Here is a 23,268-nt window from a genome sequence, read left to right as displayed (position 1 = left end):
ATGAAACTATATAAACTACTTAGTTTTTCTTTTTTAATAGCGACTTTAACTAGCTGTACTTTCACTGAGAATATTTACATAAACGATAACGGAACTGGGAAATTCTCTGTAGATATGGATGGTTCTCCTTTAATGGAAATGGCTGGAGATCAGATTGCGGGTCAAATGGGAGATAACAAAAAAGATATTGATACTACTTTTACTTTCAAAAAAGTGTTTGAAGAGAAGAAAGACAGTATTGCCAAGTTGTCGCCAGAAACCCAAAAACAACTTAAAAAACTGGAGAGTTATATTGTATCAACGAAAATAAGTTCGGAGAAAAAACAGTTTTTAATGAACATGTCGACTGATTTTAAAAATGTAAACGAACTTCAGGATATTTTGCAAACATTAGGTACACTGCAAAAATTAGAAGGAGGCGCAAATCCTATGGGAAGCGGTTTCGGAGATAATGGCAGTAAATTAAGTTATACTTATGACGGAAAGAAATTTACAAGAAAAGCAGTAGTCGATGAGCAGAAAAAAGCAGCAAAGGCAAAAGATTCGGCTGGAGATATGTCCAAAATGATGTTTGCTTCGTCTAGCTATATTGTAAAATATCATTTTCCAAAAAAAATAAAGAAAGTCTCTAACGCAACAGCTTTGTTTAGTGACGATCGAAAATCGATTACAATTCAATACTCTTTTACGGATTATATGGAGAATCCCGACAAACTGAACTTTGATGTTGAGTTTGAAAAATAATTAAAATGAACAAAAAAATCCAACTTCAGGATCTGGGCAATAAAGATTATAAATCGACTTGGGAATATCAAGAAGAAATCTTTAAGGATATAGTAGATTTAAAAATCAAGAACAGAAGAGAAGAACTAGATCTGCCAACACCAAATTATTTACTTTTTGTTGAGCATCCGCATGTTTATACTTTAGGAAAAAGTGGTGATCTTGAAAATTTACTATTAAACGAAAAACAGCTCGAAGCCAAAGGAGCGAGTTTTTATAAAATCAACCGAGGTGGAGATATTACCTATCATGGACCCGGACAGATTGTAGGCTATCCGATTTTAGATTTAGAAAACTTCTTTACCGATATTCATAAATACTTACGTTTATTAGAAGAATCCATAATTCTGACTTTGGCAGAATACGGATTAGAATCGGGCAGGAGTGAAGGAGAAACGGGAGTCTGGCTTGGTGCAGGAACTCCGTTTGCACGTAAAATCTGTGCAATGGGCGTTCGCGCCTCACGCTGGGTTACCATGCATGGATTTGCTTTAAACGCAAATGTCGATTTAGGATATTTTGACAATATTATTCCTTGTGGAATTCGTGGAAAAGGCGTTACTTCTTTAAACGTAGAACTTGGAGTAGAAAAAGTAGATGAAGAAGAAGTAAAAGCTAAAATCATCAAACATTTAACTGAGCTGTTCGAAGCCGAATTTGTTTAAAAAAGAATTGCTAATAAAAAGTAACCCGTTTCAAGCGTCGATTTTTGAAACGGGTTTTTTATTTTGAGTGATGAATTGAATAGTAAATCAGGCTTGTATTTTTAATAGAAAACAGTTTTTTTCTTAAATTTATATACAAAAAACGGAAAAACCATTTCTCAAAAGTTAAGATTTTGCAGGGATGGCAAATTCTATACTTCTTGTAGTTCTCTTAGCTATTTATGCTAAATTTGGTTTTGTACTATTAAATTTAAATTTTATTCTAACTGATTGCTTATGAGAAAAATCTACTTATTCTGTTTCCTTTTTGTGCTTAATGGTCTTTTTGCCCAAAAGAAAGATAAATTATATCCAGTTGCCGTTTATGAAAAAGTGTGGCAGGAAAAAAACAGCGATACCAGATTAAAGATGATTAAATCAATCTGGTTAGAAGATAGTACTTTTGAAGATCCTTCGGCTTCTATAAAAGGAACTGCTGCGTTTAATAATGTTATCAACGAATTTTACAAGAAAAACCCAGATGCCGTTTTAACTTCGGGAGCCAAAATTGTAAAAGATAATTATGTCACCTGGGAATGGAAAATTTTCGATTCTAAAAATAATCTTATAATGGCTGGCCGTGACTTTGCGCGTTTGAATGGAAAAGGTCAAGTAAGTAAAATTATTGGTTTTTGGGATAAAGGAGCAGCGCCTTCTGAAGCAGATGTTTTGAAAAATCTGGAAGCTGATAATTTGAAAGTAGTAGCAAAATATTACGAAAGTCTTTTTAAAACAAGAGACTTTGATGCGCTAGGAACTTTAATTGCAGACGGAGCCGTTTATAATCAAGCTGTAGGTTTGCCTTATGGAGGAACTTATATTGGCTTTAGCGAATGGACTAAAATGTTTACAAAATCGACTGAGTTTTTTGATTTGCAGATAGAAAAAGAACCTGTTTATTTTAGTGATGGTTCTAAAAATGAAGTAATCATTTATTTTACAATAAACTGTAGATCTAAGAAATCAGGAAAAACAATGTCGGTTCCGATTTCAGAACATTTTGATTTGAAGGACGGAAAAATTACGGCTGTCAGACCTTTTTATTATGATACAAAAACATTTGCAGAATTCTTAAAAAGTAAAAAGTAATAAAAAAACGACCTATTATAGGTCGTTTTTTTATTAAAATAAATCGAGTTCTAATTGCTCAGGTAAAAGTCTAAAACTCATTCTGTGATATTTTGTGGTTCCAAACTCTTTAATGGCTTCACGATGTTCTTTGGTTGGATATCCTTTGTTTTGTTTCCAGTTGTACATTGGAAATTCTTCATGAATTTGATCCATGTATTCATCTCGATATGTTTTTGCTAAAACAGACGCAGCGGCAATGCTTAAGTATTTCCCATCGCCTTTTATAATACTTTGATTCGGAATCGATTTTAAAAGCGCAATTTCATCTGGAGAAAACTGTTTTCCAAAAGTATTTTTAAGTCCGAGTTTAGCATTTAAGGAACGATTTCCATCAACAATTATATATTCGGGAACGTGTTTTAATTTTAAAATACATTCCTGCATTCCCTTCATTGAAGCATTTAGAATGTTTATTTCGTCAATTTCGTCGGGAAACAAATGCGTAACGGCAAAACATAGGGCTTCTTTTTCTATAATAGGTCTTAAAAGCGCTCTTGTTTTTTCAGAAAGCTGCTTACTGTCATTCAGAATTTTATTTTCAAAATTTTCGGGTAAAATTATGGCAGCGGCAGTAACTGGGCCAGCTAGACATCCTCTTCCGGCTTCATCAGTTCCAGTTTCTAAAACAAATCCTGAGAAATTTTTTTCAAGCATTTTTTTAGGTTTTAAAAAGACAAATATTGTACTTTTTTTTCTAAAAAGCATTAAATAGATCGAAAGGAATACAATCTATAATTGCTTTTTTAGAGTAATCCTATCAGGGAGTAATACGGTTAGAAATTACGCTATTTTTCAAATTGACTATAAGTCTGCGATATTGGTTAAAAACCCGCGAAAACACTTGGTTTTTATGATTTTTTTTATGAAATGAATAATTGGTAATTTTCTAAAAATGGATTCGAAAAAGATAAAATCACGGTTTTTTTCAACTTGGAAGAATTGATTTACAATTTATTACGATTTGAGAACGAAAAGCAAATTAAAAATTTGTCAAATACAACATTTTCAGTCAAGAATGTTTTATTTAATCGGCTTTATTGTAAGAATATACTTTGTTTTATTTTATTTTTTTGTTTGTTTTTTTAAGAAAAGCGCTATCTTAAATGTTAAATATATGTTAATTTTTTAATTAAAAAAATTGCAGTATTTTACGCTTAAAATTACGTATTGAGTTGTTTTTGTGTTAATTAACTATTTATTAACAAGCATATGTTAAAGAAATATTAAAAAAATGTTAGAACGAGACACTAGAACGCATTGTTCTTTTAAGAAAATATTAAGATGTTTGCCACATACTAATTCAAAATTTTTAAAAATGAAACTAAAGTTAAATGGATTCTTAGTGCTTTTGGTGGCGCTGATTACGCAACTAACCTTTGCGCAAGAAAGAACTGTTTCGGGTATAGTTTCCGATAATTCAGGAATGCCTCTTCCAGGTGTGAGTGTATTAGTTAAGGGAACTAAAAGCGGAACGCAAACAGATTTTGATGGAAAATTCTCTATCAAAGCAACTCCAAGTGAAGTCTTGGTTTTTACTTACATTGGAATGAAAACGCAAGAAGTTGCAGCTAGTTCTACAACACTAAGTGTAAAATTAACTAGTAATACTACAGAATTAGAAAGTGTTGTTGTTACTGCATTAGGTATTAAGAGAGAGAAAAAAGCTCTTGGATATACTACTCAGGAAATAAAAGGGGAAGATTTAGTTGGTGGAACAACAGGTGCTAACTTTATCAATGATCTTTCTGGTAAATCTGCTGGGGTGCAAATTAGAAGAAATACCAACTTTGGAGGATCTACAAACGCAGTTTCAAGAGGTGTTAAAAACCTTACTGGAAATAACCAAATGCTTATTGTTATTGATGGTATGCCTATTAATAACGCGAATGTGAATTCAAGCAATGGAGCACAAACAGCTGGAGCACGTAATACTTATGATTACGGTAACGCTGGTATGGATATTAATCCAGATGATATCGAAACATTAAATATTCTTAAAGGTGCTGCGGCATCTGCTTTATACGGGTTTCAAGCTGGTAATGGTGTAATCATGATTACTACGAAAAAAGGAAAAGCTCAAAAAGGTATGGGAGTTACTATCTCAAGTGAGTTTGGGGTAGGTTCAGTTGATAAAAATACTTTCCCTGTTTACCAAAACAAATATGGACAAGGTTACGGACCAACTTATAAGACTGATGGAACTCCTAATGGAATTCCAGTTGGACCAACAGGAGCGTTTTTTGTTATGGATAAAAATGGCAACCAAGTGGTAAGTACTACAGATGATGCTTCTTACGGTGTTGCGTTTGATCCAAATCTTTCAGTTTATACGTGGGAATCGTATACTCCATACTCTTCAAAATTTGGACAAAAATCTCCATGGGTTGCTGCTAAAAATGGTCCAATTACATTTTTTCAAACAGCTCAAACATTCAATAACTCAATCTCTTTTGAAGGTGGTTCAGATAAAAGCAATTTTGTTATCAACTACAACAACTATAAAGAGAATGGTATTTTACCAAATAGTGAATTGAGAAAAAATAACGCAAGTATTAAATTCAATCACAAATTAACAGATAAATTATCTGTTAGTGTTTTTGCAAATTATTTAGCGCAAACTACGCAAGGTAGAAATACTACTGGTTACGGTGGTGATAACGTTGCGAGTTTATTTCGTCAATGGTGGGGAACTAACGTGGATATTAAATCTCAGGAAGAAGCTTTCCAAAATTCAGGCGGACAAAATATTTCTTGGAACATGGCAGATCCTTCTAATGGAAATACAAATCCTAAATATTGGGATAACCCATATTTCACTAGATATAAAAACTACCAATCAGACGAAAGAAATCGTTTCATCGGTTACGGTCAGTTAGATTATAAATTTACAGATTGGTTAAGCGCTACAGGAAAAATTAGTACAGATTCTTATTCAGAACTACGTGAAGAAAGAAAAGCGGTAGGATCTTTGGCTGGAACATTTGGAATTAACCGTTTGGCTGTTGGTTCAGGATACCAAAAATATACTGGAATGTTTTCTGAGCAAAACTATCAGTTTACATTAAACTTCAATAAAAAACTTAATGATGATTTTTCATTAACAGGTTTAGTTGGTTATAATGCTTTAAGAACTAGACGTACATCTACATTAGCTTCTACAGATGGAGGACTTATTATTCCTGGAATCTATGCATTATCAAATTCAATAAATCCTTCTCCATTCCCAATTGAGGTGGAAGACAATACAGCTGTGAACAGTGTTTATGCTTCTGCTTCTGTAGGATTCAGAGATTTCCTTTATGTAGAAGGAACAGTACGTAATGATGCATTCTCTATGTTGCCGCAAGACGACAATGATGTTAATACTTATTCAGTTTCTGGAAGTTATGTGTTTACAAAACATGTTAATGCTCCATGGTTAACTTTTGGTAAATTAAGAGCGAGTTATGCTGAAAACCCACAAGGAAGCATCGATTCTTATGCATTGCAAGATGTATTTACTAAATTTAATCCATTTGGCTCAAACCAACTTTATTCAAGACCAAACATTGCTAATAATCCAGAATTACGTCCTGTTAAAACTAAATCTCAAGAACTTGGTTTAGAGATGCAATTCCTTGACAGAAGAGTAGGTTTTGATGTGAGTGTTTACAAAAGTTTAAGTGAAGACCAAATCTTCCCAGTAGATTATTCTACTGCAACTGGTAACTCTTCTAGATACGTAAACGCAGGATCTGTAGAAAATAAAGGTGTTGAGGTAATCTTCAACGTAACTCCTGTTAAAACAAATGATTTCCAATGGGATATTAACGTAAACTGGTCTAAAAATGAGAATACAGTTGTAGATTTAACACCAGGTGTTGACGTTTTAACAATTGGTACATTCCAAGGAGGAGTTAGTATCGTTGGTACAAAAGGACATGCTTATGGAGATATTCTTGGAAAAGATTTTATTTACAGTGCAGACGGACAAAAAGTAACTAAAAATGGAGTGTATCTACAAACAGCAACTACTAATAATGTAATTGGTAATGTTACTCCAGATTGGATTGGTGGTGTTCGTAACAAATTCACTTACAAACAAATCTCTTTAGGTTTCTTAATCGATGTTCAAAAAGGAGGAGATATTTTCTCTCTTGATCAATATTATGGACAAAGCTCTGGATTGTATGCTTCTACAGCAGGAAACAATGAACTTGGAAATCCTGTAAGAAATACACTTGCTAATGGTGGAGGTGTTATTTTACCTGGAGTAAACGAAGATGGAACTCCTAATACTACAAGAACACCAAGTCCTGAGGTAGCTGGAAGTATCTATGGTTACAATAATAACCCACAAAAAGCATTTGTTTATGATGCAAGTTATGTAAAATTAAGAGAGGTAAGCATTACTTATAGTTTCCCTAAACAATTTATAGCTAAAGCAGGTTTGAATGATTTACGTCTTTCTTTAGTAGGTTCTAACTTATGGATCATCAGTAAAAATCTTCCAGATGCAGATCCAGAAAGTGGTATAAGTTCAGGTAACTTATCATCAGGTTATTCAGGAGGTTCACTTCCGACAACAAGAAATATTGGTTGTAACCTAACATTAAAATTTTAAATCATGAAAAAAGTACTTTTATTAATGTCTGTGGTGGGTATGATGGTTTCGTGCAGCCAGGACATTACAGATATGAATGTTGATCCGAAAAGACCAACAACAACCAAAGCAGAATTTTTGTTTACCAATGCTGAGAAGAAATTAGTCGATCAAATGGTTAGTACTAGTGTGAATAATAACGTTTTTAGATTATTTGCACAGCAATGGACAGAGACAACTTATCCAGATGAGAGTCAATATAACATTACAAACAGAAAAATTCCAGATACGCACTTTTTGGTTTTGTACAGAGATGTTTTAGCCGATTTTCATGATTCAAGAGTTATGATTGCAGCAACAACTCCTGCAACTCCTGCTGATGAAGCAATCAAACAAAATAAATTAGCGCTTATCGATATTTTAGAAGCTTACGCTTATAGTGTATTGGTAGATACTTTTGGAAACGTTCCTTATTCACAAGCAATTGATATTCAAAAATATCCTTTACCAGCTTATGATGATGCAAAAACGATTTACCAAGATCTTATTAAAAGATTAAGTGCATCTGCTGCAGTTTTAAAAGCAAATAGTACAGTAGCTAACTTTGGTGCTGCAGATATTATCTATTCTGGTAATGCAGCTAGTAATGCAAAATGGGCAAAATTTGCTAATTCATTAATCATTAGAATGGCAGTTAATATGTCTGATGTTGATCCAGCTTATGCAACTACTCAAGTTCAGGCAGCTCTTGCTTCTGGTGCTTTAGCTAGTAATGCTGACAATACAAAATTGACTTATTTAACTACATCAGGAAATCAAAATCCATTATATGCTGATTTAGTAACTAGTCAGAGATTTGATTTTATTCCTGCTGAGCCTTTTGTTTCTGCTATGGATGCTATTGTTCCTGGTGGTGACCCAAGGATGCCTAAATATTTTACTAATTTAACTGCTCCAGCTCCAGTTATTCCTGCAGGAAGAACATTTACTGGTGGTACTTATGGTTCGGCAAATGTTTACACGGCTTATTCGCAAATTACGTCTACATTAAACAATCCAGTTTTTCCAGGAACTATCTTTGATTTTGCTGAGTTGAATTTCTTATTAGCAGAAGCTGCTGAGAAAAGCTTAATTCCAGGTGGTTCTGCTCAGGCAAAAGTATATTACGAAGCAGGTATTAAAGCTTCTATGGCAGACTGGGGAGTAACTAGCACTACAGCTATCGATGCTTACATTGCAAGCCCAAAAGTAGATTATAATAATCCGTTAAGTGGAGCTACGTATAAAGAAAAAATCGGTAATCAAGCATGGTTCGCTCTTTACAATAGAGGGTACGAAGCATGGACATCTTACAGAAGATTGGATTTCCCTGTGTTAAAAGCGCCTCAAGCAGCTATTAACAAACTTATTTTTACTGTTCCTGTTAGATATACTTATCCAGGTGTAGAAGCAAGTATCAATAAAACAAATTATACTAAAGCATCTGCTGATATTGGAGGAGATTTATTAAATACTAAATTGTTCTGGGATAAATTCTAATATTTAGAATATAATCCATATCAATTTAATTGATATTCAAAGTAAATTATACCCAGTTTGGGAATAAGAATAATAAATATTTTGATTTTTTTTGAGAGCCCCGTATACTTTTGTATACGGGGTTTTCGTTTCAAAAGACCAAAGCGATTCAAGCTTCATATTATATATTATGTTTTTTCGTTTATACCTTTTTATATTACCTTTGCTTAGCAAATTTTGTCAAAATAAATTTATACAAAGCCATCAAATGAGAATATTCATTTTTTTATATCTATTAGTTGTTCCAACTTTATTGTTTTCGCAAGAAAAAAAAACTGCTTCTAAAAATAATTTAGATATGAATACAGAATATTCAAGTGTCACAGATACCGTAAAAAAGAAAAAACAAAAGATTGCAACAATAGATCAGTATAAAATTGTCACATTAGAACATGATACTATTTATGCAGATACGTCGCTAACGCTTAAAAGTGCTTATAGGCAAAATCATCTGAGAAAAGATCTTTTTGGTCTTATGGAGTTTTCTAATATCGGACAGCCTGTAAATACGATTCAATACAGTTTGACAAGTTTTTCTCCGTATCCTGAAATTGGTTTTAGCGGAAAGCATTCTAATTATATGCAAGCAGATCAAATAAGATATTATTCTGTAGCAACGCCTTTTACAGAATTGTTTTTTAATACTACGATAAAAAAAGGACAGAATGTAGATTCTTTTATCACATTAAATGTCTCTAAAAATCTTAATTTCTCGATTGCTTATAAAGGTTTAAGATCTGAAGGAGATTATAATAATCAATTGGTTAGTGCTGGTAATTTAAGAATTACAACCAGTTATGCCACAACTAGCAAACGATATGCGATAAATGCACATTTTACAAATCAGGATATTCTGAATGAGGAAAATGGCGGTATAACAAACGATGCAGATTTTGAAAGTGATAGTCAAGATTATAAAAATAGACAAAGATTACAGGTTTACTTAACCGATGCAGAATCATTCTTAAAAGGAAGAAGATTGTTTTTTGATCATGCTTTTAGAGTGAATCCAACTGACGGAAGTAATAATTTATACCTTACACATCAATTTAATTATGAGTATAAAGATTATGAATACAAGCAGCCAACTGTAATTTCTACAGTAACTGCAAATGATGGAACAACTAGTCGAGTGCAGAGATTTGGTGAGTCGTACGCGGCAAGCAATATTAACGACCAGACTAAATATGAAAGACTTTATAATAAAGTTGGAGCAGCTTACGAAAATTCGCTGTTAGGTAAATTTATATTTTTTGTTGACGATTATAGATCTAATTATAGATATAACAGAATTATTGTTGATGCAGATGGAAACGCCGTTCCAGACAATTTGTATTTACAGTTTAACAATTTTGGTGCTCAGTACGAATATCAGAAAAACAAATGGAATGGTCGATTTTTATATTCAAGATCAATTACTAATGAATCGCTTTCTGATTTAGATGCTAAATTACGTTATGATATGAGCGATGAAATTAAGTTTGATTTTAGATATCGCAACATCAATAAACTGCCTAATAACAATTATAATTTATACCAAAGTAGTTGGATTTCGTACAATTGGTCAAATGATTTTAAAAACGAAAAAATTAATTCGTTAAGTGCAGAAATTACAACTCCGTGGCTAACAGGACAAGTTCAATATACGGTATTAAAAGATCATTTGTATTTTACAGATGTAGCGACAGATGCGCAAAAAGCGGCTAATATACAGATCGTTAATCCAATGCAGTACGGAAATGCGATTAATTATTTAGAGATTAAGGCTAGTAGAGAATTCAAATTTGGACCTTTTGCGTTAGATAATACCCTTTTGTATCAAAAAGTAGGTCAGTCAGATTTAGTTTTAAATGTGCCAGATTTTGTAACTAGAAATACATTCTATTACTCGAATCATTTCTTTAAAAAAGCATTATTCATGCAAACAGGTCTTGTCTTTAATTATCTTACGAAATATTATGGAGATGATTATAATCCTGTTATAGCAGAATTTTTTGTGCAGCAAGACAAGAAAATCGGTGGTTTTGCAACATTCGATTTCTTTGTGAATGCCAGAATACGCCAGACACGTTTTTATTTAAAAGCGGAACATTTTAATGCTTTGTTTTCACAAAGTAATTATTACTCAGCGCCTCATAATCCGTATCGTGATTTTGTACTGCGCTTTGGTCTAGTTTGGAATTTCTTCCAATAAAAACTGGCTTTTTTTATTTCGAACCACTAAATAAACTTAAATAAAAATGGACTTTTCAAATAATATTTTAGAAACAATTGGTAATACACCATTGGTAAAACTCAACAAAATTGTTGCTGAAATTGATGCGTTAGTATTGGCAAAAGTCGAAACCTTTAATCCGGGTAATTCTGTAAAAGACAGAATGGCTGTAAAAATGATTGAAGATGCAGAGGCAGATGGCCGACTTAAACCTGGAGGAACTATTATTGAAGGAACTTCTGGAAATACAGGAATGGGACTTGCACTTGTGGCAATTGTAAAAGGCTACAAACTAATTTGTGTGATCTCAGACAAGCAGTCTAAAGAAAAAATGGATATTCTTCGTGCTGTTGGAGCAAAAGTTGTTGTCTGTCCTACAGATGTTGAGCCTACAGATCCACGTTCCTATTATTCGGTTTCAAAGCGTTTAGCAGAAGAAACACCCAATTCTTGGTATGTCAATCAGTACGATAACATGTCAAATTCGTTGGCGCATTATGAGCAAACTGGACCTGAAATTTGGAAACAGACGGATGGAAAAATTACACATTTTGTTGTGGGAGTTGGAACAGGAGGAACTATTTCTGGAGTTGGAAAATATTTGAAAGAACAAAATCCAAATATTAAAATCTGGGGAATTGATACCTATGGTTCTGTGTTCAAGAAATACCACGAAACTGGAATTTTCGACGAGAACGAAATCTACTCGTATATAACAGAAGGTATTGGAGAAGATATTTTGCCTAAGAATGTTGACTTTTCTCTAATTGATGGTTTTACAAAAGTAACCGATAAAGATGCTGCAGTTTATACTAGAAAGATTGCGCTTGAAGAAGGTATTTTTGTTGGAAATTCTGCAGGAGCTTGTATAAAAGGTCTGTTGCAGTTAAAAGAACATTTTAAACCAGAAGATGTTGTTGTGGTATTATTTCACGATTCTGGAAGCCGTTATGTTGGAAAAATGTTTAATGATGACTGGATGCGCGAGCGCGGATTCTTGGAAGAAAACATTACAAAAGCAGAAGACGTTATTAAAGATCATATTGATAAAGAATTAATCGTTGTTCGTACTGAAGAATTAGTTTCGCATGCAATCGAGCGTATGCGTAAATATAAGATTTCACAAATTCCGGTTGTTGATATCAATGGATTTGTAGGTTCTGTTGACGAAACAGACTTATTTAGAAGCTATGTTGCGGATAAAAATGTTGCTGAAAAACCAATTAAAGAAGTAATGGGCAAGCCTTTCCCAATTGTGAAACTAGGAACACCGATTGAAGAGGTTTCAAAGCTTTTTAGCAAAGAAAATGATGCTGTTTTGGTTGACTTAGGAAACGGACACCATCACATTATTACTAAATATGATATTATTGGCGCAATAAAGTAAGCCTCTTATAAATATCAAATAATCCATAAATCTTGTTGGTAAACAATTAGATTTATGGATTTGTCTTTTTAAAATTAGAAAATGAATTTTACAGCTATAGATTTTGAAACTGCGACAGGATATCATCCGTGTTCGGTAGGTATTGTGACCGTCGAAAACGGAATTATTGTGGACGAATATGTGACTTTAATTAAACCGCCAAATAACGAGTATAATCCTTTTACGATTCGTGTTCATGGAATTTATCCTAAAGATACTATGAATGCAAAATCGTTCTTTCAGATCTATCCAGAGATTGAAAAGAGGCTAAAAAATAAAGTTGTAGTAGCACATAACGAAAGTTTTGATCGAAATGTTTTAATGAAAACAATGCTCCTGCATGGCTTAAATTACGACGATTTAAATATTGCCACAAAGTGGGAATGCACGGTTAAAATCTACAAAGCAAAAGGCATAAAACCAACAAAATTAAGTGATTGCTGTCGAGAAATGAATATCCAGTTGAATCACCATGAAGCTTTGTCAGATGCTAGAGCTTGTGCTAAATTATATATGCTTCGTTAAAAATTTTAATTTTGTAAGAATAATATTAAAAATTAATTACTTTTAGATTTTGTAATTCTATTATAAAATCTAAAAATGAAAGAGGACTTTCTTCATTATATCTGGAAATTCAAGAAATTTGATTCTTTGAATTTAAAATCGGTTCAAGGCGAATCGATAACGATTCTTAAAACTGGCGATTATCTAGAACTTGCTGGGCCAGATTTTTTTAATGCTCATATAGAAATTGGAAATCAAAAATGGGCGGGCAATGTAGAGATCCATTTGAAATCTTCAGATTGGTATTTGCACAATCACGAGAAAGATCCTGCTTATAAAAATGTTATTCTTCATGTTGTTTGGGAAAACGACACGGCTATTTTTAGGGAAAACAATACAGAAATTCCTGTTTTAGTTCTTAAAGATTATGTTTCAAGAGAAATAATCGAAAATTATAAGGCATTGGTTTCTCCAAAGACTTGGATTTTCTGCGAAAAGCAATTAAAAGACATAGACAGATTTGTTTTAAAAAACTGGCAAGAAAGATTGTTTTTTGAGCGATTAGAGCGTAAATCTAAATTTATTGTTCAGTTATTGGAAGAAACCAATCAAGATTGGGAAGCGGTCTTATTTTGCCTTCTAGCAAAGAATTTTGGACTAAATACGAACGGAAATTCCTTTCTGCAAATCTCGATGGCAATTTCGTTTTCGGTAATCAGAAAAGAAAGTTTTGAAATCGAAAATTTAGAAGCGCTCCTTTTTGGCACTGCTGGTTTGTTGGAGGTCGAGAAAGAAGATGTTTATTATAAAGATTTAAGGTTTCGCTATTTTTATTTATTGCATAAGTATCAAATAGAAAAGACGTACACAGAACCTCTCCAGTTTTTTAAACTTCGTCCCGATAATTTTCCAACAATCAGACTTTCTCAATTGGCAGCTTTATACCATAAACATCAAAATTTGTTTTCTAAGATTATCGAATTAAAATCAGTAGATGCTGTATATCGTTTACTAAGTGTGTCTGCAAGCTCGTATTGGCAAAATCATTACCAATTTGACAAAGAGAGTCCGAAGAAGTCTAAAACGCTTTCTAAGTCATTTATAGATCTGCTGATTATAAATACTATTATTCCGCTTCAATTTACTTATTCAAATATTATGGGCGAATCCATTTCCGAAAATTTAATTGATTTTATGAATGAAGTTACTTCAGAGAAAAACGTCATTATGGACAAGTTTAATTCTTTTGGTATTCAATCAAAAACTGCATTTGAAAGTCAGACGCTATTAGAACTTAAAAATGAATATTGCGAGCGCAAGTCTTGTCTAAAATGCGCTATCGGATTAGAGTTGCTTAAAAATAATTAGATTATTTGTACTTTTGCAATCCTGAGCAGTCAGGAATCTAAAAATGTAAAGTCTTAAATCTAAAATATAGAAATGTCAGCAATTTTAAAACTTAAATTCTTTTTTGAAAAATATGGTTTCCATGTTTCTTCAAGATTAGCAGATAAACTCGGAATGCGCGTAACCAGTGTGCGACTGTTTTTTATCTACATTTCTTTTGTTACAGCGGGTTTAGGATTTGGAGTCTATTTGACTCTCGCTTTCTGGATTAGGTTGAAAGATTTAATTCGATCAAAAAGAACATCGGTATTTGATTTATAAAAAAAGCTCCAAATGAAAATTTGGAGCTTTTTTTATGAAGTTGTATTTATTATTCTTCACTAGGATTGTTAAGTTTAGATCTTTTCTTGCTATATCCAAAGTATACAATTATACCAAGAATAAGCCATCCAAAAGATAATAGCTGTGCATCTTTACTTAAATTAAAAATTAAATAAGAATTGATTGCAATTCCTAATACCGCAATAACTGGTAAAGCAGGAACTTTAAATGTTCTGGTTAATCCTGGTTGTTTTACTCTTAAAATCCAAACAGCAATACAAACCATTGTAAAGGCAAACAAAGTACCAAAACTGGTCATGTCAGCCAATTTGTTGATCGGTGTAAAGGCAGCAACTGTTGCGATAATAATTCCAAGAATCATTAAGTTTGTTTTTGGAGTTCCAGAAATAGGATTTACTTTAGAGAATACAGATGGAATTAAACCGTCTTTAGACATTCCAAGGAAAATTCTAGATTGTCCCATGATCATTACCATTAATACTGAAACCAAACCAATAGTTGCAGCAACAGTAATAATAGAACCTGCCCAGCCTTGTCCTGCAATATCAAATGCATAAGCAACAGGAGCTTTTATAGCTTCAGGATATTTTCCTAGTGGATTAAAGTCTTGGTAATTCATCATTCCTGTTAATACTAAAGAAACAAGAATATATAAAGTAGTACAAATTAATAAAGAAGCGATAATTGCAAAAGGAACATCTTTTTTAGGATTAATAGCTTCTCCAGCTTGTGTAGAAACAGCATCGAAACCAACATAAGCAAAGAAAATAGCTGCAGCTCCAGAGATAATACCTCCAATTCCGTAAGCATTGTGCGTAGTTTCTTTTTCAATAATCTGAGTTGCTTCAGGAATAAATGGGCTCCAGTTTGCTGTATTAATAAAGAAAAGACCAGCAATAATTACAAAGATTACAGCAGATACTTTAAGAATAACAATTGCGTTATTTGCTTTAGCAGCGCTTTTTGTTCCTTTAATAAGCAATGAAATAACTAAAAGAACGATTAAGAAAGCTGGAAGATTCATAGAAAAACCTTCTCCTGTGTAGCTTGCAGGATCTGTAGTTAGCCAATCAGGAAGGTGAATGTGAAATATTTTGAGCAATTTGTTAAAGTATCCAGACCAGGAAACCGCTACAGTCATCGATCCCATTGCATATTCTAGAATTAGTCCCCATCCAATTATCCATGCAAAAACTTCTCCAATTGTACCGTAAGCATATGCATAAGCAGATCCTTCAACAGGCAAAATAGAAGCAAATTCAGAATAGCAAAGAGCTGCAAATACACACGCAATACCTGCGATGATAAACGAAATAGCTAATGCTGGACCTGCATGATAATAAGCCCCAGTACCTGTAAGTACAAAAATTCCACCACCGATAATGGCACCAACACCAATGGCAGTAAGGCTCCATTTTCCTAGGACTCTCTTTAAATCACTCTTTTTCATATCGGCCTCAAAGGCTGATATAGGTTTAACTCTCCAAATTGACATATTATTTTATTGGTTTATTTGTTATTAAGTGCCAAATGTATTGTTTTTTGTAAAAAATAAAAACAATTATCATGTTTTAAGTTATAAAATCTTTGTTTTTTTTACAGTACTCGTAAGAAAGATTCTCTAAGTATTGACATTCATTAAATTAATTGGACTTTTATAAGAGATTCGATAATTTTTTAAAAGTTACTTTTCTTACTAATTTTCTTAATAAATTTGAAAGATTTTTCTTAAGTTATCCTTGAAAAGTAATTTTAATCATGAATTTTAAGTCTTTAAACCAATATTTTCATTTTACTAAACAGCAACGGATTGGTATTTTTATGCTTTTTCTTATTATGATAGGACTGCAATTATTTTATTTTTTATCTGATTTCAATATTTCAGAAGCAAAAAACTCTGAAAGAGAGGAGTGGCTTGCTCTTCAGTCAGAAATTGATCAACAGAAATTAACTGATAAAAGCGTAAAACCAATTACTTATCTTTTCAATCCTAATTTTATTTCAGATTATAAAGGATATAAGCTTGGAATGTCTGTAGAGGAAATAGATCGTTTAATGGCATTTCGTAAAGAAAATAAATATGTTAACTCTGCAGAAGAGTTTCAGGCGGTTACTGGAGTTTCGGATTCTCTATTAAAGGAAATTTCTCCTTTGTTTAAATTTCCAGATTGGAAACAGAATAAAAAGAATTATAGTGTAGAGAAAAAAGATTTCATCGTAAAAAGTTTTCCTAAAAAAGAAAAGTTAGAAATAATGAACATTAATGAGGCAACGCAAGAAGATTTGATGAAAATCTACGGAATAGGAGAAGGGTTGTCATCTAGAATCTTAAAGCAGAAAGAAATCGTTGGGTCATTTGTATCGATGGAGCAGATGAAAGAGATTTGGGGGCTTTCGCCTGAAGTTATAAATGAACTAAATGCTCATTTTAAAGTTGTAATTCCCTCAAACTTGAAGAAAATAAATGTAAATGACGCTTCCTTAAAAGAATTGGCTCAATTTTCATATTTCAAATATGGGCTAGCAAAACAAATTGTAACCTATAGAAGTATGAATGGAAATTTTAATAATATTGAGGATTTGGCAAAAATTAAAGATTTTCCTGTTGAAAAAGCAAAAATAATTAGTTTATATTTGGAGTTCTAAAAGAAACTAACTCATGAACTTTGATTACAACGAAACACAACTAATGATTGCACAGTCTATAAAACACTTTGCAGAAAAAAATATTAGACCTTATATAATGGAATGGGATGAAGCGCAAATTTTTCCAATTCCGTTGTTTAAGCAACTTGGCGAGATGGGCTTCATGGGCGTTTTGGTTCCGGAAGAATATGGCGGTTCAGGTTTAGGTTATCACGAGTATATTACCGTAATAGAAGAGATTTCAAAAGTAGATCCTTCAATCGGATTATCAGTTGCGGCGCATAATTCATTGTGTACCAATCATATTTTAACTTTTGGAAATGAAGAGCAAAAGAAAAAATGGCTTCCAAAACTAGCTACTGCTGAACATATTGGCGCGTGGGGACTTACAGAACATAATACAGGTTCTGATGCTGGCGGAATGAATACAACAGCTGTTAAAGACGGAGACCATTGGATTGTAAATGGCGCTAAAAACTTTATTACGCATGCAATCTCTGGAGATATTGCGGTTGTGGTAGTGCGAACTGGAGAAAAAGGTGATTCTAAAGGAATGACGGCTTTTGTTTTTGAAAAAGGAATGAAAGGTTTTTCATCAGGTAAAAAAGAAAATAAATTAGGAATGAGGGCAAGTGAGACCGCAGAGCTGGTTTTTGATAATTGTCGCGTTCCAGATGAAAATAGATTAGGAGAAGTTGGAGAAGGTTTTGTTCAGGCAATGAAAATTCTGGATGGCGGGAGAATCTCTATCGGAGCTCTGTCTTTAGGAATCGCAAAGGGAGCTTACGAAGCTGCATTGAAATATTCGAAAGAAAGACATCAGTTTGGGCAACCAATCAGTAATTTTCAAGGAATCTCTTTTAAATTGGCAGATATGGCAACAGAAATTGAAGCTTCAGAATTACTATTGCATAAAGCGGCTTTCTTGAAACAAAAGCATAAACCAGTAACAACATCAGGAGCTATGGCAAAGATGTATGCTTCAGAAGCGTGTGTTAAAATCGCAAATGATGCAGTTCAAATTCATGGCGGTTACGGTTACACTAAAGACTTTCCAGTAGAAAAATTCTACAGAGACTCTAAGTTGTGTACTATAGGAGAGGGGACAACTGAGATTCAAAAGGTTGTTATTTCGAGGAATTTGTTAAGAGAATAAAGAATAAAGAATAAAGAATAAAGAATAAAGAATAAAGAATAAAGAATAAAGAATAAAGAATAAAGAATAAAGAATTATATCTATTTATCTCTTCTCTATACTCTTTTTCTCTATACTCTTTTTCTCTTTTTTAAAAATAATTCACAATTTATAATTCATAATTCATAATTAATATATACATTTGCAGCCTTAACGAGAGGAGGTGTCTATATTATGTTAATTATACCAATTAAAGACGGAGAAAATATCGATAGAGCATTAAAGCGCTATAAAAGAAAATTTGATAAAACAGGAACTGTTCGTCAATTAAGAGCACGTACTGCTTTTATTAAACCATCTGTTATCAAAAGAGCTCAGATTCAAAAAGCAGCTTACATTCAAGGCTTGAAAGACAGTTTAGAAAGTTAGTATTTAGCTTTTCAAAAATAATTACCGTTAGTGGTCAAAATGTTTTAATTTTGATGCTAACGGTTTTTTTATGCTTAATTTTTAGATTTATGAAAACGAATAGAGAAGCTTTTTCGGATTATCTTTTGCTGGAGAAAAAATATTCTCCGCATACAGTTGAGGCTTATTTGAATGATGTGGTTTCTTTTGAAGCTTTTGTAAAAGAATCTTTTGATCAAGAAAGTATTGATTTGGTAAATTATAGTCAGGTCAGAAGTTGGATTGTCTTTTTGGTTGATCATAATATTTCTAATGTTTCGGTTAATAGAAAGATGGCTTCTTTGAAAGCTTTTTATAAGTTTCTTTTGAAGACGAAGCAGATAGAAGTTAATCCGATGTTGAAGCATAAGTCTTTAAAGACTCCGAAAGTGGTTCAGGTTCCTTTTTCAGAAAAAGAGTTGAAGGATTTACTTGCTATAATTGAGGTTCCGGTTGATTTTGAGGGGATTCGGGATAAATTAATTGTGGAAATGTTTTATGTGACAGGAATGCGTCGCGCTGAATTAATTTATTTAATGATTAAAAATGTCGATCGCTCAAATAATACGATTAAGGTTTTAGGGAAAAGAAATAAAGAACGCATTATTCCAATTTTGCCGATTATTGCTGATCAAATTGATTCGTATGTGGGAGAAAGAGATGGTTTGGAAAGTTTGACGGATTGTGACTATTTTTTCGTTTCAAAAAAAGGGTTAAAATTGAGCGAATCTTTTGTTTATCGTTTAATAAATTCATACTTTAGTAGGGTCTCAGAAAAGGTGAAAAAAAGTCCGCATGTGCTTCGTCATACTTTTGCAACTCACTTATTAAATAATGGGGCAGATTTGAATTCAGTTAAGGAATTGCTAGGGCATTCTAGTTTGGCGTCTACACAGGTTTATACTCATAACAGTTTGGCGGAACTTAAAAAAGTGTATAAAGATGCGCATCCTAGAAATAAATAGTGGTTCTAAATGTTAACCCTAAAATTTTTATTATGAAGGTAGATGTTCATGCAGTTAATTTTACTGTCGACAGAAAATTAGTCGATTTTATCCAAGAAAGAATGGGTAAGCTAGAGAAATACTACGATCGAGTGGTTTCATCAGATGTTTTTTTAAAAGTTGAAAGAACGAGTGATAAAGAGAATAAAGTGGTGGAAATAAAGATTAATGTTCCTGGTGATGATTTTTTGGTAAAAAAACAGTGTAAAACATTTGAAGAAGCTGTTGAGCTTTCGGCAGAATCGCTAGAACGTTTACTTGTAAAAAGGAAGGAAAAAATTAGAGCACACATTTAATTGAAATTTTTTTTCAAAAAATGTTTTGATTAAAAGATAAAATACCTACATTTGCAGTCCGTTAGAAATAGCGGACTTTTTTAATGTATTCGCCGATGTAGCTCAGCTGGCTAGAGCAGCTGATTTGTAATCAGCAGGTCGTGGGTTCGAGTCCCTCTATCGGCTCAATATATTTCAAATGCGATTTGAAATTGGTTCTTTAAAATAATGGAATTTTAAAATTAGGGGAGATACTCAAGCGGCCAACGAGGGCAGACTGTAAATCTGCTGTGTGAACTTCGCAGGTTCGAATCCTGCTCTCCCCACTAAAAAGAAGTTGAAGTTTTAGGTTGTAGGTTTTGGATTAATAAATTCTAAAATTTAAAATCTGAATTCTAAACTCAGAACTCTCTGCCGGTGTAGCTCAGGGGTAGAGTGCTTCCTTGGTAAGGAAGAGGTCTCGGGTTCAAATCCCGACATTGGCTCAAGTAAGTAGGAAATTGAAAATTAATATATAACTAAGATTAAAAATTAAGTAAAATGGCAAAGGAGAATTTTAATCGTTCCAAACCGCACTTAAACATAGGTACAATTGGACACGTAGATCACGGAAAAACTACATTAACTGCTGCAATTACAAAAGTATTGTCAGATGCTGGTTACTGTCAAGCAAAATCGTTTGATCAAATCGATAACGCTCCAGAGGAGAAAGAAAGAGGTATTACTATTAATACATCACACGTAGAGTACGAAACTGCTAACCGTCACTACGCTCACGTTGACTGTCCAGGTCACGCGGATTACGTAAAGAACATGGTTACTGGTGCTGCTCAAATGGACGGAGCTATCTTAGTAGTTGCTGCTACAGATGGTCCAATGCCACAAACTCGTGAGCACATCCTTTTAGGTCGTCAGGTTGGTATTCCAAGAATCGTTGTTTTCATGAACAAAGTGGATATGGTTGATGATGCTGAGTTATTAGAGCTTGTTGAAATGGAAATTAGAGATTTATTATCTTTCTACGAATATGATGGAGATAATGGTCCTGTTGTTCAAGGTTCTGCTTTAGGTGGATTGAACAATGATCCTAACTGGGTTCCTAAAATTATCGAATTAATGGAAGCTGTTGATGCTTGGATCGAAGAGCCAGTACGTGACGTTGCTAAACCATTCTTGATGCCAGTTGAGGACGTATTTACAATTACAGGTCGTGGAACTGTTGCTACAGGTCGTATCGAAACTGGAGTTGCTAACACTGGAGATCCTGTTGAAATCATTGGTATGGGAGCTGAAAAATTAACTTCTACTATTACAGGAGTTGAGATGTTCCGTAAAATCCTTGATAGAGGTGAAGCTGGAGATAACGTAGGTTTATTGTTAAGAGGTATTGATAAAGCTGATATCAAAAGAGGTATGGTTATTATTAAGCCAGGTTCAGTAAAACCACACGCTAAATTCAAAGCTGAGGTTTATATCTTGAAAAAAGAAGAAGGTGGACGTCACACTCCATTCCACAATAACTACCGTCCACAGTTCTACGTACGTACAACTGACGTAACAGGAGTTATTTCTTTACCAGCAGGTGTAGAGATGGTAATGCCAGGTGATAACTTAACTATTGAAGTTGCTTTATTAAGCCCAATCGCTATGAACGTAGGTTTACGTTTCGCTATCCGTGAAGGTGGTAGAACAGTTGGAGCTGGTCAGGTTACTGAAATCGTAGAGTAATTCTATAAAATAAATAAAAAAGCCAGTGATTATTTTTTTAATCACTGGCTTTAATTACGGGCGTAGTTCAAGGGTAGAATAGCGGTCTCCAAAACCGTTGATGGGGGTTCGAATCCCTCCGCCCGTGCAATAAAAAATATATCAAATGACAAAAGTTACTAATTATTTATCAGAGGCTTTCGAAGAGTTAAAGTCAAATGTTACTTGGCCAGCTTGGGCTGAAGTACAGAAATTGACAATTGTTGTGGCTGTATTTTCGATCTTATTCGCTTTGGCAACTTGGGGAGTAGACGAATTTTTTGCAAAAGCTTTGGCTGGATTTTTTAACTGGTTAAAAGGATAATTTTTTTGTGATGGCAGATAATAATGTGAAAAAATGGTACGTAGTTAGAGCAGTTAGCGGTCAAGAGAATAAAGTGAAAGCTTATATCGAGACTGAGATTGCGAGATTAGGTATGGAGGATTATGTTTCTCAGGTTTTGGTTCCTACTGAAAAAGTGGTTACTGTAAAAGATGGGAAAAAATCATCTAAGGATAAAGTTTACTTTCCTGGATATGTTATGATTGAAGCTAACTTAGTTGGTGAAATCCCTCATATTATTAAGTCAATTACTAGTGTTATTGGATTTTTAGGAGAAACTAAAGGTGGAGAACCTGTTCCTTTAAGACTTTCTGAAGTAAACCGTATGTTAGGTAAAGTAGATGAGTTAGCTGTAAATACAGATACTCGTTCTATTCCATTTAGTGTAGGTGAAACAGTTAAGGTTATTGATGGACCTTTCAATGGATTTAATGGATCTGTTGAGAAAATCAATGAAGAGAAGCGTAAACTTGAGGTAATGGTTAAGATTTTCGGAAGAAAGACACCATTGGAATTGAGCTTTATGCAAGTTGAAAAAGTATAATTTTTTGTTACACTATAATAAACCATTGTAATCGCTTCCATTGATTACAGTGTAAAATTTTTTAAAAATGGCTAAAGAAATTAGTAAGGTAGTTAAACTACAAGTTAAGGGAGGTGCTGCGAACCCGTCGCCACCGGTTGGACCTGCTTTAGGAGCTGCTGGGGTTAATATCATGGAGTTTTGTAAGCAATTTAATGCTAGAACTCAAGATAAACCTGGCAAAATTTGTCCAGTGCAAATCACTGTGTACAAAGACAAATCATTTGATTTTGTTGTTAAGACTCCTCCAGCGGCAGTTCAGTTAATGGAAGCTGCAAAGCTAAAATCTGGTTCTGGTGAGCCTAATCGTAAAAAAGTAGCTAGCGTTACTTGGGAACAAATTAGAACTATTGCTGAAGACAAAATGCCAGACTTAAACGCTTTCACAATTGAGAAAGCTATGAGTATGGTTGCTGGAACAGCTAGATCTATGGGTATAACTGTATCAGGAGATGCTCCTTTTTAATTAAGAAAAAG

Annotated in this window: 21 protein-coding genes and 4 tRNA genes; 23 read left to right on the top strand and 2 right to left on the bottom strand. The window is 33.4% G+C overall.

What is annotated here, in order from left to right; all coding sequences use genetic code 11:
- The 3 genes from AC3Y25_RS18260 (at window position 1) to AC3Y25_RS18250 (ending at window position 2,576) form a co-directional block, all read left to right on the top strand.
- Window positions 1–744, top strand: coding sequence for a hypothetical protein (locus tag AC3Y25_RS18260; protein WP_489903720.1), 744 nt, complete (start codon window positions 1–3; stop codon window positions 742–744).
- Between the two features lie 5 nt (window positions 745–749).
- Entirely contained in the window at window positions 750–1,448 is a 699-nt protein-coding gene (gene lipB, locus AC3Y25_RS18255; protein WP_489903719.1) for a lipoyl(octanoyl) transferase LipB, read from the top strand.
- A gap of 276 nt (window positions 1,449–1,724) precedes the next feature.
- The gene (locus AC3Y25_RS18250; protein ID WP_489903718.1) at window positions 1,725–2,576 is read left to right on the top strand and encodes a nuclear transport factor 2 family protein; all 852 of its coding nucleotides are present in this window, start codon (window positions 1,725–1,727) and stop codon (window positions 2,574–2,576) included.
- A 33-nt stretch (window positions 2,577–2,609) separates the two neighbouring features.
- On the opposite strand, the gene rnhB is transcribed toward AC3Y25_RS18250, so the two are convergent.
- Entirely contained in the window at window positions 2,610–3,272 is a 663-nt protein-coding gene (gene rnhB / locus AC3Y25_RS18245) for a ribonuclease HII (RefSeq protein WP_489903717.1), read from the bottom strand.
- 661 nt (window positions 3,273–3,933) lie between these two features.
- Here rnhB and AC3Y25_RS18240 point away from each other — a divergent pair.
- The 7 genes from AC3Y25_RS18240 (at window position 3,934) to AC3Y25_RS18210 (ending at window position 14,591) form a co-directional block, all read left to right on the top strand.
- A complete protein-coding gene (locus AC3Y25_RS18240; protein WP_489903716.1) occupies window positions 3,934–7,221 on the top strand; it encodes a SusC/RagA family TonB-linked outer membrane protein in 3,288 nt (1,095 codons plus the stop codon).
- 3 nt (window positions 7,222–7,224) lie between these two features.
- A complete protein-coding gene (locus AC3Y25_RS18235; RefSeq protein ID WP_489903715.1) occupies window positions 7,225–8,739 on the top strand; it encodes a SusD/RagB family nutrient-binding outer membrane lipoprotein in 1,515 nt (504 codons plus the stop codon).
- A 247-nt stretch (window positions 8,740–8,986) separates the two neighbouring features.
- Window positions 8,987–10,972, top strand: a complete 1,986-nt coding sequence (locus AC3Y25_RS18230) for a putative porin (RefSeq protein WP_489903714.1) — start codon at window positions 8,987–8,989, stop codon at window positions 10,970–10,972.
- A 46-nt stretch (window positions 10,973–11,018) separates the two neighbouring features.
- A complete protein-coding gene (locus AC3Y25_RS18225; RefSeq protein WP_250833880.1) occupies window positions 11,019–12,380 on the top strand; it encodes a pyridoxal-phosphate dependent enzyme in 1,362 nt (453 codons plus the stop codon).
- Between the two features lie 81 nt (window positions 12,381–12,461).
- A complete protein-coding gene (locus AC3Y25_RS18220) occupies window positions 12,462–12,944 on the top strand; it encodes a 3'-5' exonuclease (RefSeq protein WP_489903713.1) in 483 nt (160 codons plus the stop codon).
- 75 nt (window positions 12,945–13,019) lie between these two features.
- Entirely contained in the window at window positions 13,020–14,291 is a 1,272-nt protein-coding gene (locus tag AC3Y25_RS18215) for a DUF2851 family protein (RefSeq protein WP_489903712.1), read from the top strand.
- Window positions 14,292–14,363: 72 nt separating this feature from the next.
- Window positions 14,364–14,591, top strand: coding sequence for a PspC family transcriptional regulator (locus AC3Y25_RS18210; protein ID WP_008466940.1), 228 nt, complete (start codon window positions 14,364–14,366; stop codon window positions 14,589–14,591).
- Window positions 14,592–14,640: 49 nt separating this feature from the next.
- On the opposite strand, the gene AC3Y25_RS18205 is transcribed toward AC3Y25_RS18210, so the two are convergent.
- Window positions 14,641–16,107, bottom strand: coding sequence for an APC family permease (locus tag AC3Y25_RS18205; RefSeq protein ID WP_489903711.1), 1,467 nt, complete (start codon window positions 16,105–16,107; stop codon window positions 14,641–14,643).
- A gap of 263 nt (window positions 16,108–16,370) precedes the next feature.
- Between AC3Y25_RS18205 and AC3Y25_RS18200 the strand changes: the two genes are divergently transcribed.
- From AC3Y25_RS18200 to rplK, 13 genes are all read left to right on the top strand, one after another.
- Complete coding sequence (locus AC3Y25_RS18200; RefSeq protein ID WP_427872424.1) at window positions 16,371–17,258, top strand: ComEA family DNA-binding protein; 888 nt, start codon at window positions 16,371–16,373, stop codon at window positions 17,256–17,258.
- 13 nt (window positions 17,259–17,271) lie between these two features.
- Window positions 17,272–18,414, top strand: a complete 1,143-nt coding sequence (locus AC3Y25_RS18195) for an acyl-CoA dehydrogenase family protein (RefSeq protein ID WP_489903710.1) — start codon at window positions 17,272–17,274, stop codon at window positions 18,412–18,414.
- 213 nt (window positions 18,415–18,627) lie between these two features.
- Complete coding sequence (gene rpsU, locus AC3Y25_RS18190; protein ID WP_026730435.1) at window positions 18,628–18,822, top strand: 30S ribosomal protein S21; 195 nt, start codon at window positions 18,628–18,630, stop codon at window positions 18,820–18,822.
- 89 nt (window positions 18,823–18,911) lie between these two features.
- Window positions 18,912–19,805, top strand: coding sequence for a tyrosine-type recombinase/integrase (locus AC3Y25_RS18185; protein ID WP_489903709.1), 894 nt, complete (start codon window positions 18,912–18,914; stop codon window positions 19,803–19,805).
- Window positions 19,806–19,837: 32 nt separating this feature from the next.
- Window positions 19,838–20,140, top strand: a complete 303-nt coding sequence (hpf, locus tag AC3Y25_RS18180) for a ribosome hibernation-promoting factor, HPF/YfiA family (RefSeq protein ID WP_008466930.1) — start codon at window positions 19,838–19,840, stop codon at window positions 20,138–20,140.
- A gap of 91 nt (window positions 20,141–20,231) precedes the next feature.
- Window positions 20,232–20,305: transfer RNA gene (locus AC3Y25_RS18175), tRNA-Thr, on the top strand.
- A 59-nt stretch (window positions 20,306–20,364) separates the two neighbouring features.
- Window positions 20,365–20,445 (top strand) — tRNA-Tyr (locus AC3Y25_RS18170).
- An 87-nt stretch (window positions 20,446–20,532) separates the two neighbouring features.
- Window positions 20,533–20,604: transfer RNA gene (locus AC3Y25_RS18165), tRNA-Thr, on the top strand.
- A 55-nt stretch (window positions 20,605–20,659) separates the two neighbouring features.
- Window positions 20,660–21,847: an elongation factor Tu gene (gene tuf, locus AC3Y25_RS18160; RefSeq protein WP_026730432.1), complete on the top strand. Its 1,188-nt coding sequence runs from the start codon at window positions 20,660–20,662 to the stop codon at window positions 21,845–21,847.
- Window positions 21,848–21,903: 56 nt separating this feature from the next.
- Window positions 21,904–21,974, top strand: a tRNA-Trp gene (locus AC3Y25_RS18155).
- Between the two features lie 18 nt (window positions 21,975–21,992).
- Window positions 21,993–22,190, top strand: coding sequence for a preprotein translocase subunit SecE (gene secE, locus AC3Y25_RS18150; protein ID WP_008466927.1), 198 nt, complete (start codon window positions 21,993–21,995; stop codon window positions 22,188–22,190).
- Window positions 22,191–22,200: 10 nt separating this feature from the next.
- Window positions 22,201–22,752: a transcription termination/antitermination protein NusG gene (gene nusG / locus AC3Y25_RS18145; RefSeq protein ID WP_008466925.1), complete on the top strand. Its 552-nt coding sequence runs from the start codon at window positions 22,201–22,203 to the stop codon at window positions 22,750–22,752.
- A 67-nt stretch (window positions 22,753–22,819) separates the two neighbouring features.
- A complete protein-coding gene (gene rplK, locus AC3Y25_RS18140) occupies window positions 22,820–23,257 on the top strand; it encodes a 50S ribosomal protein L11 (RefSeq protein ID WP_008466923.1) in 438 nt (145 codons plus the stop codon).
- Window positions 23,258–23,268: the final 11 nt, after the last annotated feature.

The organism is Flavobacterium sp. LK-23 (assembly GCF_058135255.1).
This window is presented reverse-complemented; position numbering and strand designations above follow the sequence as displayed.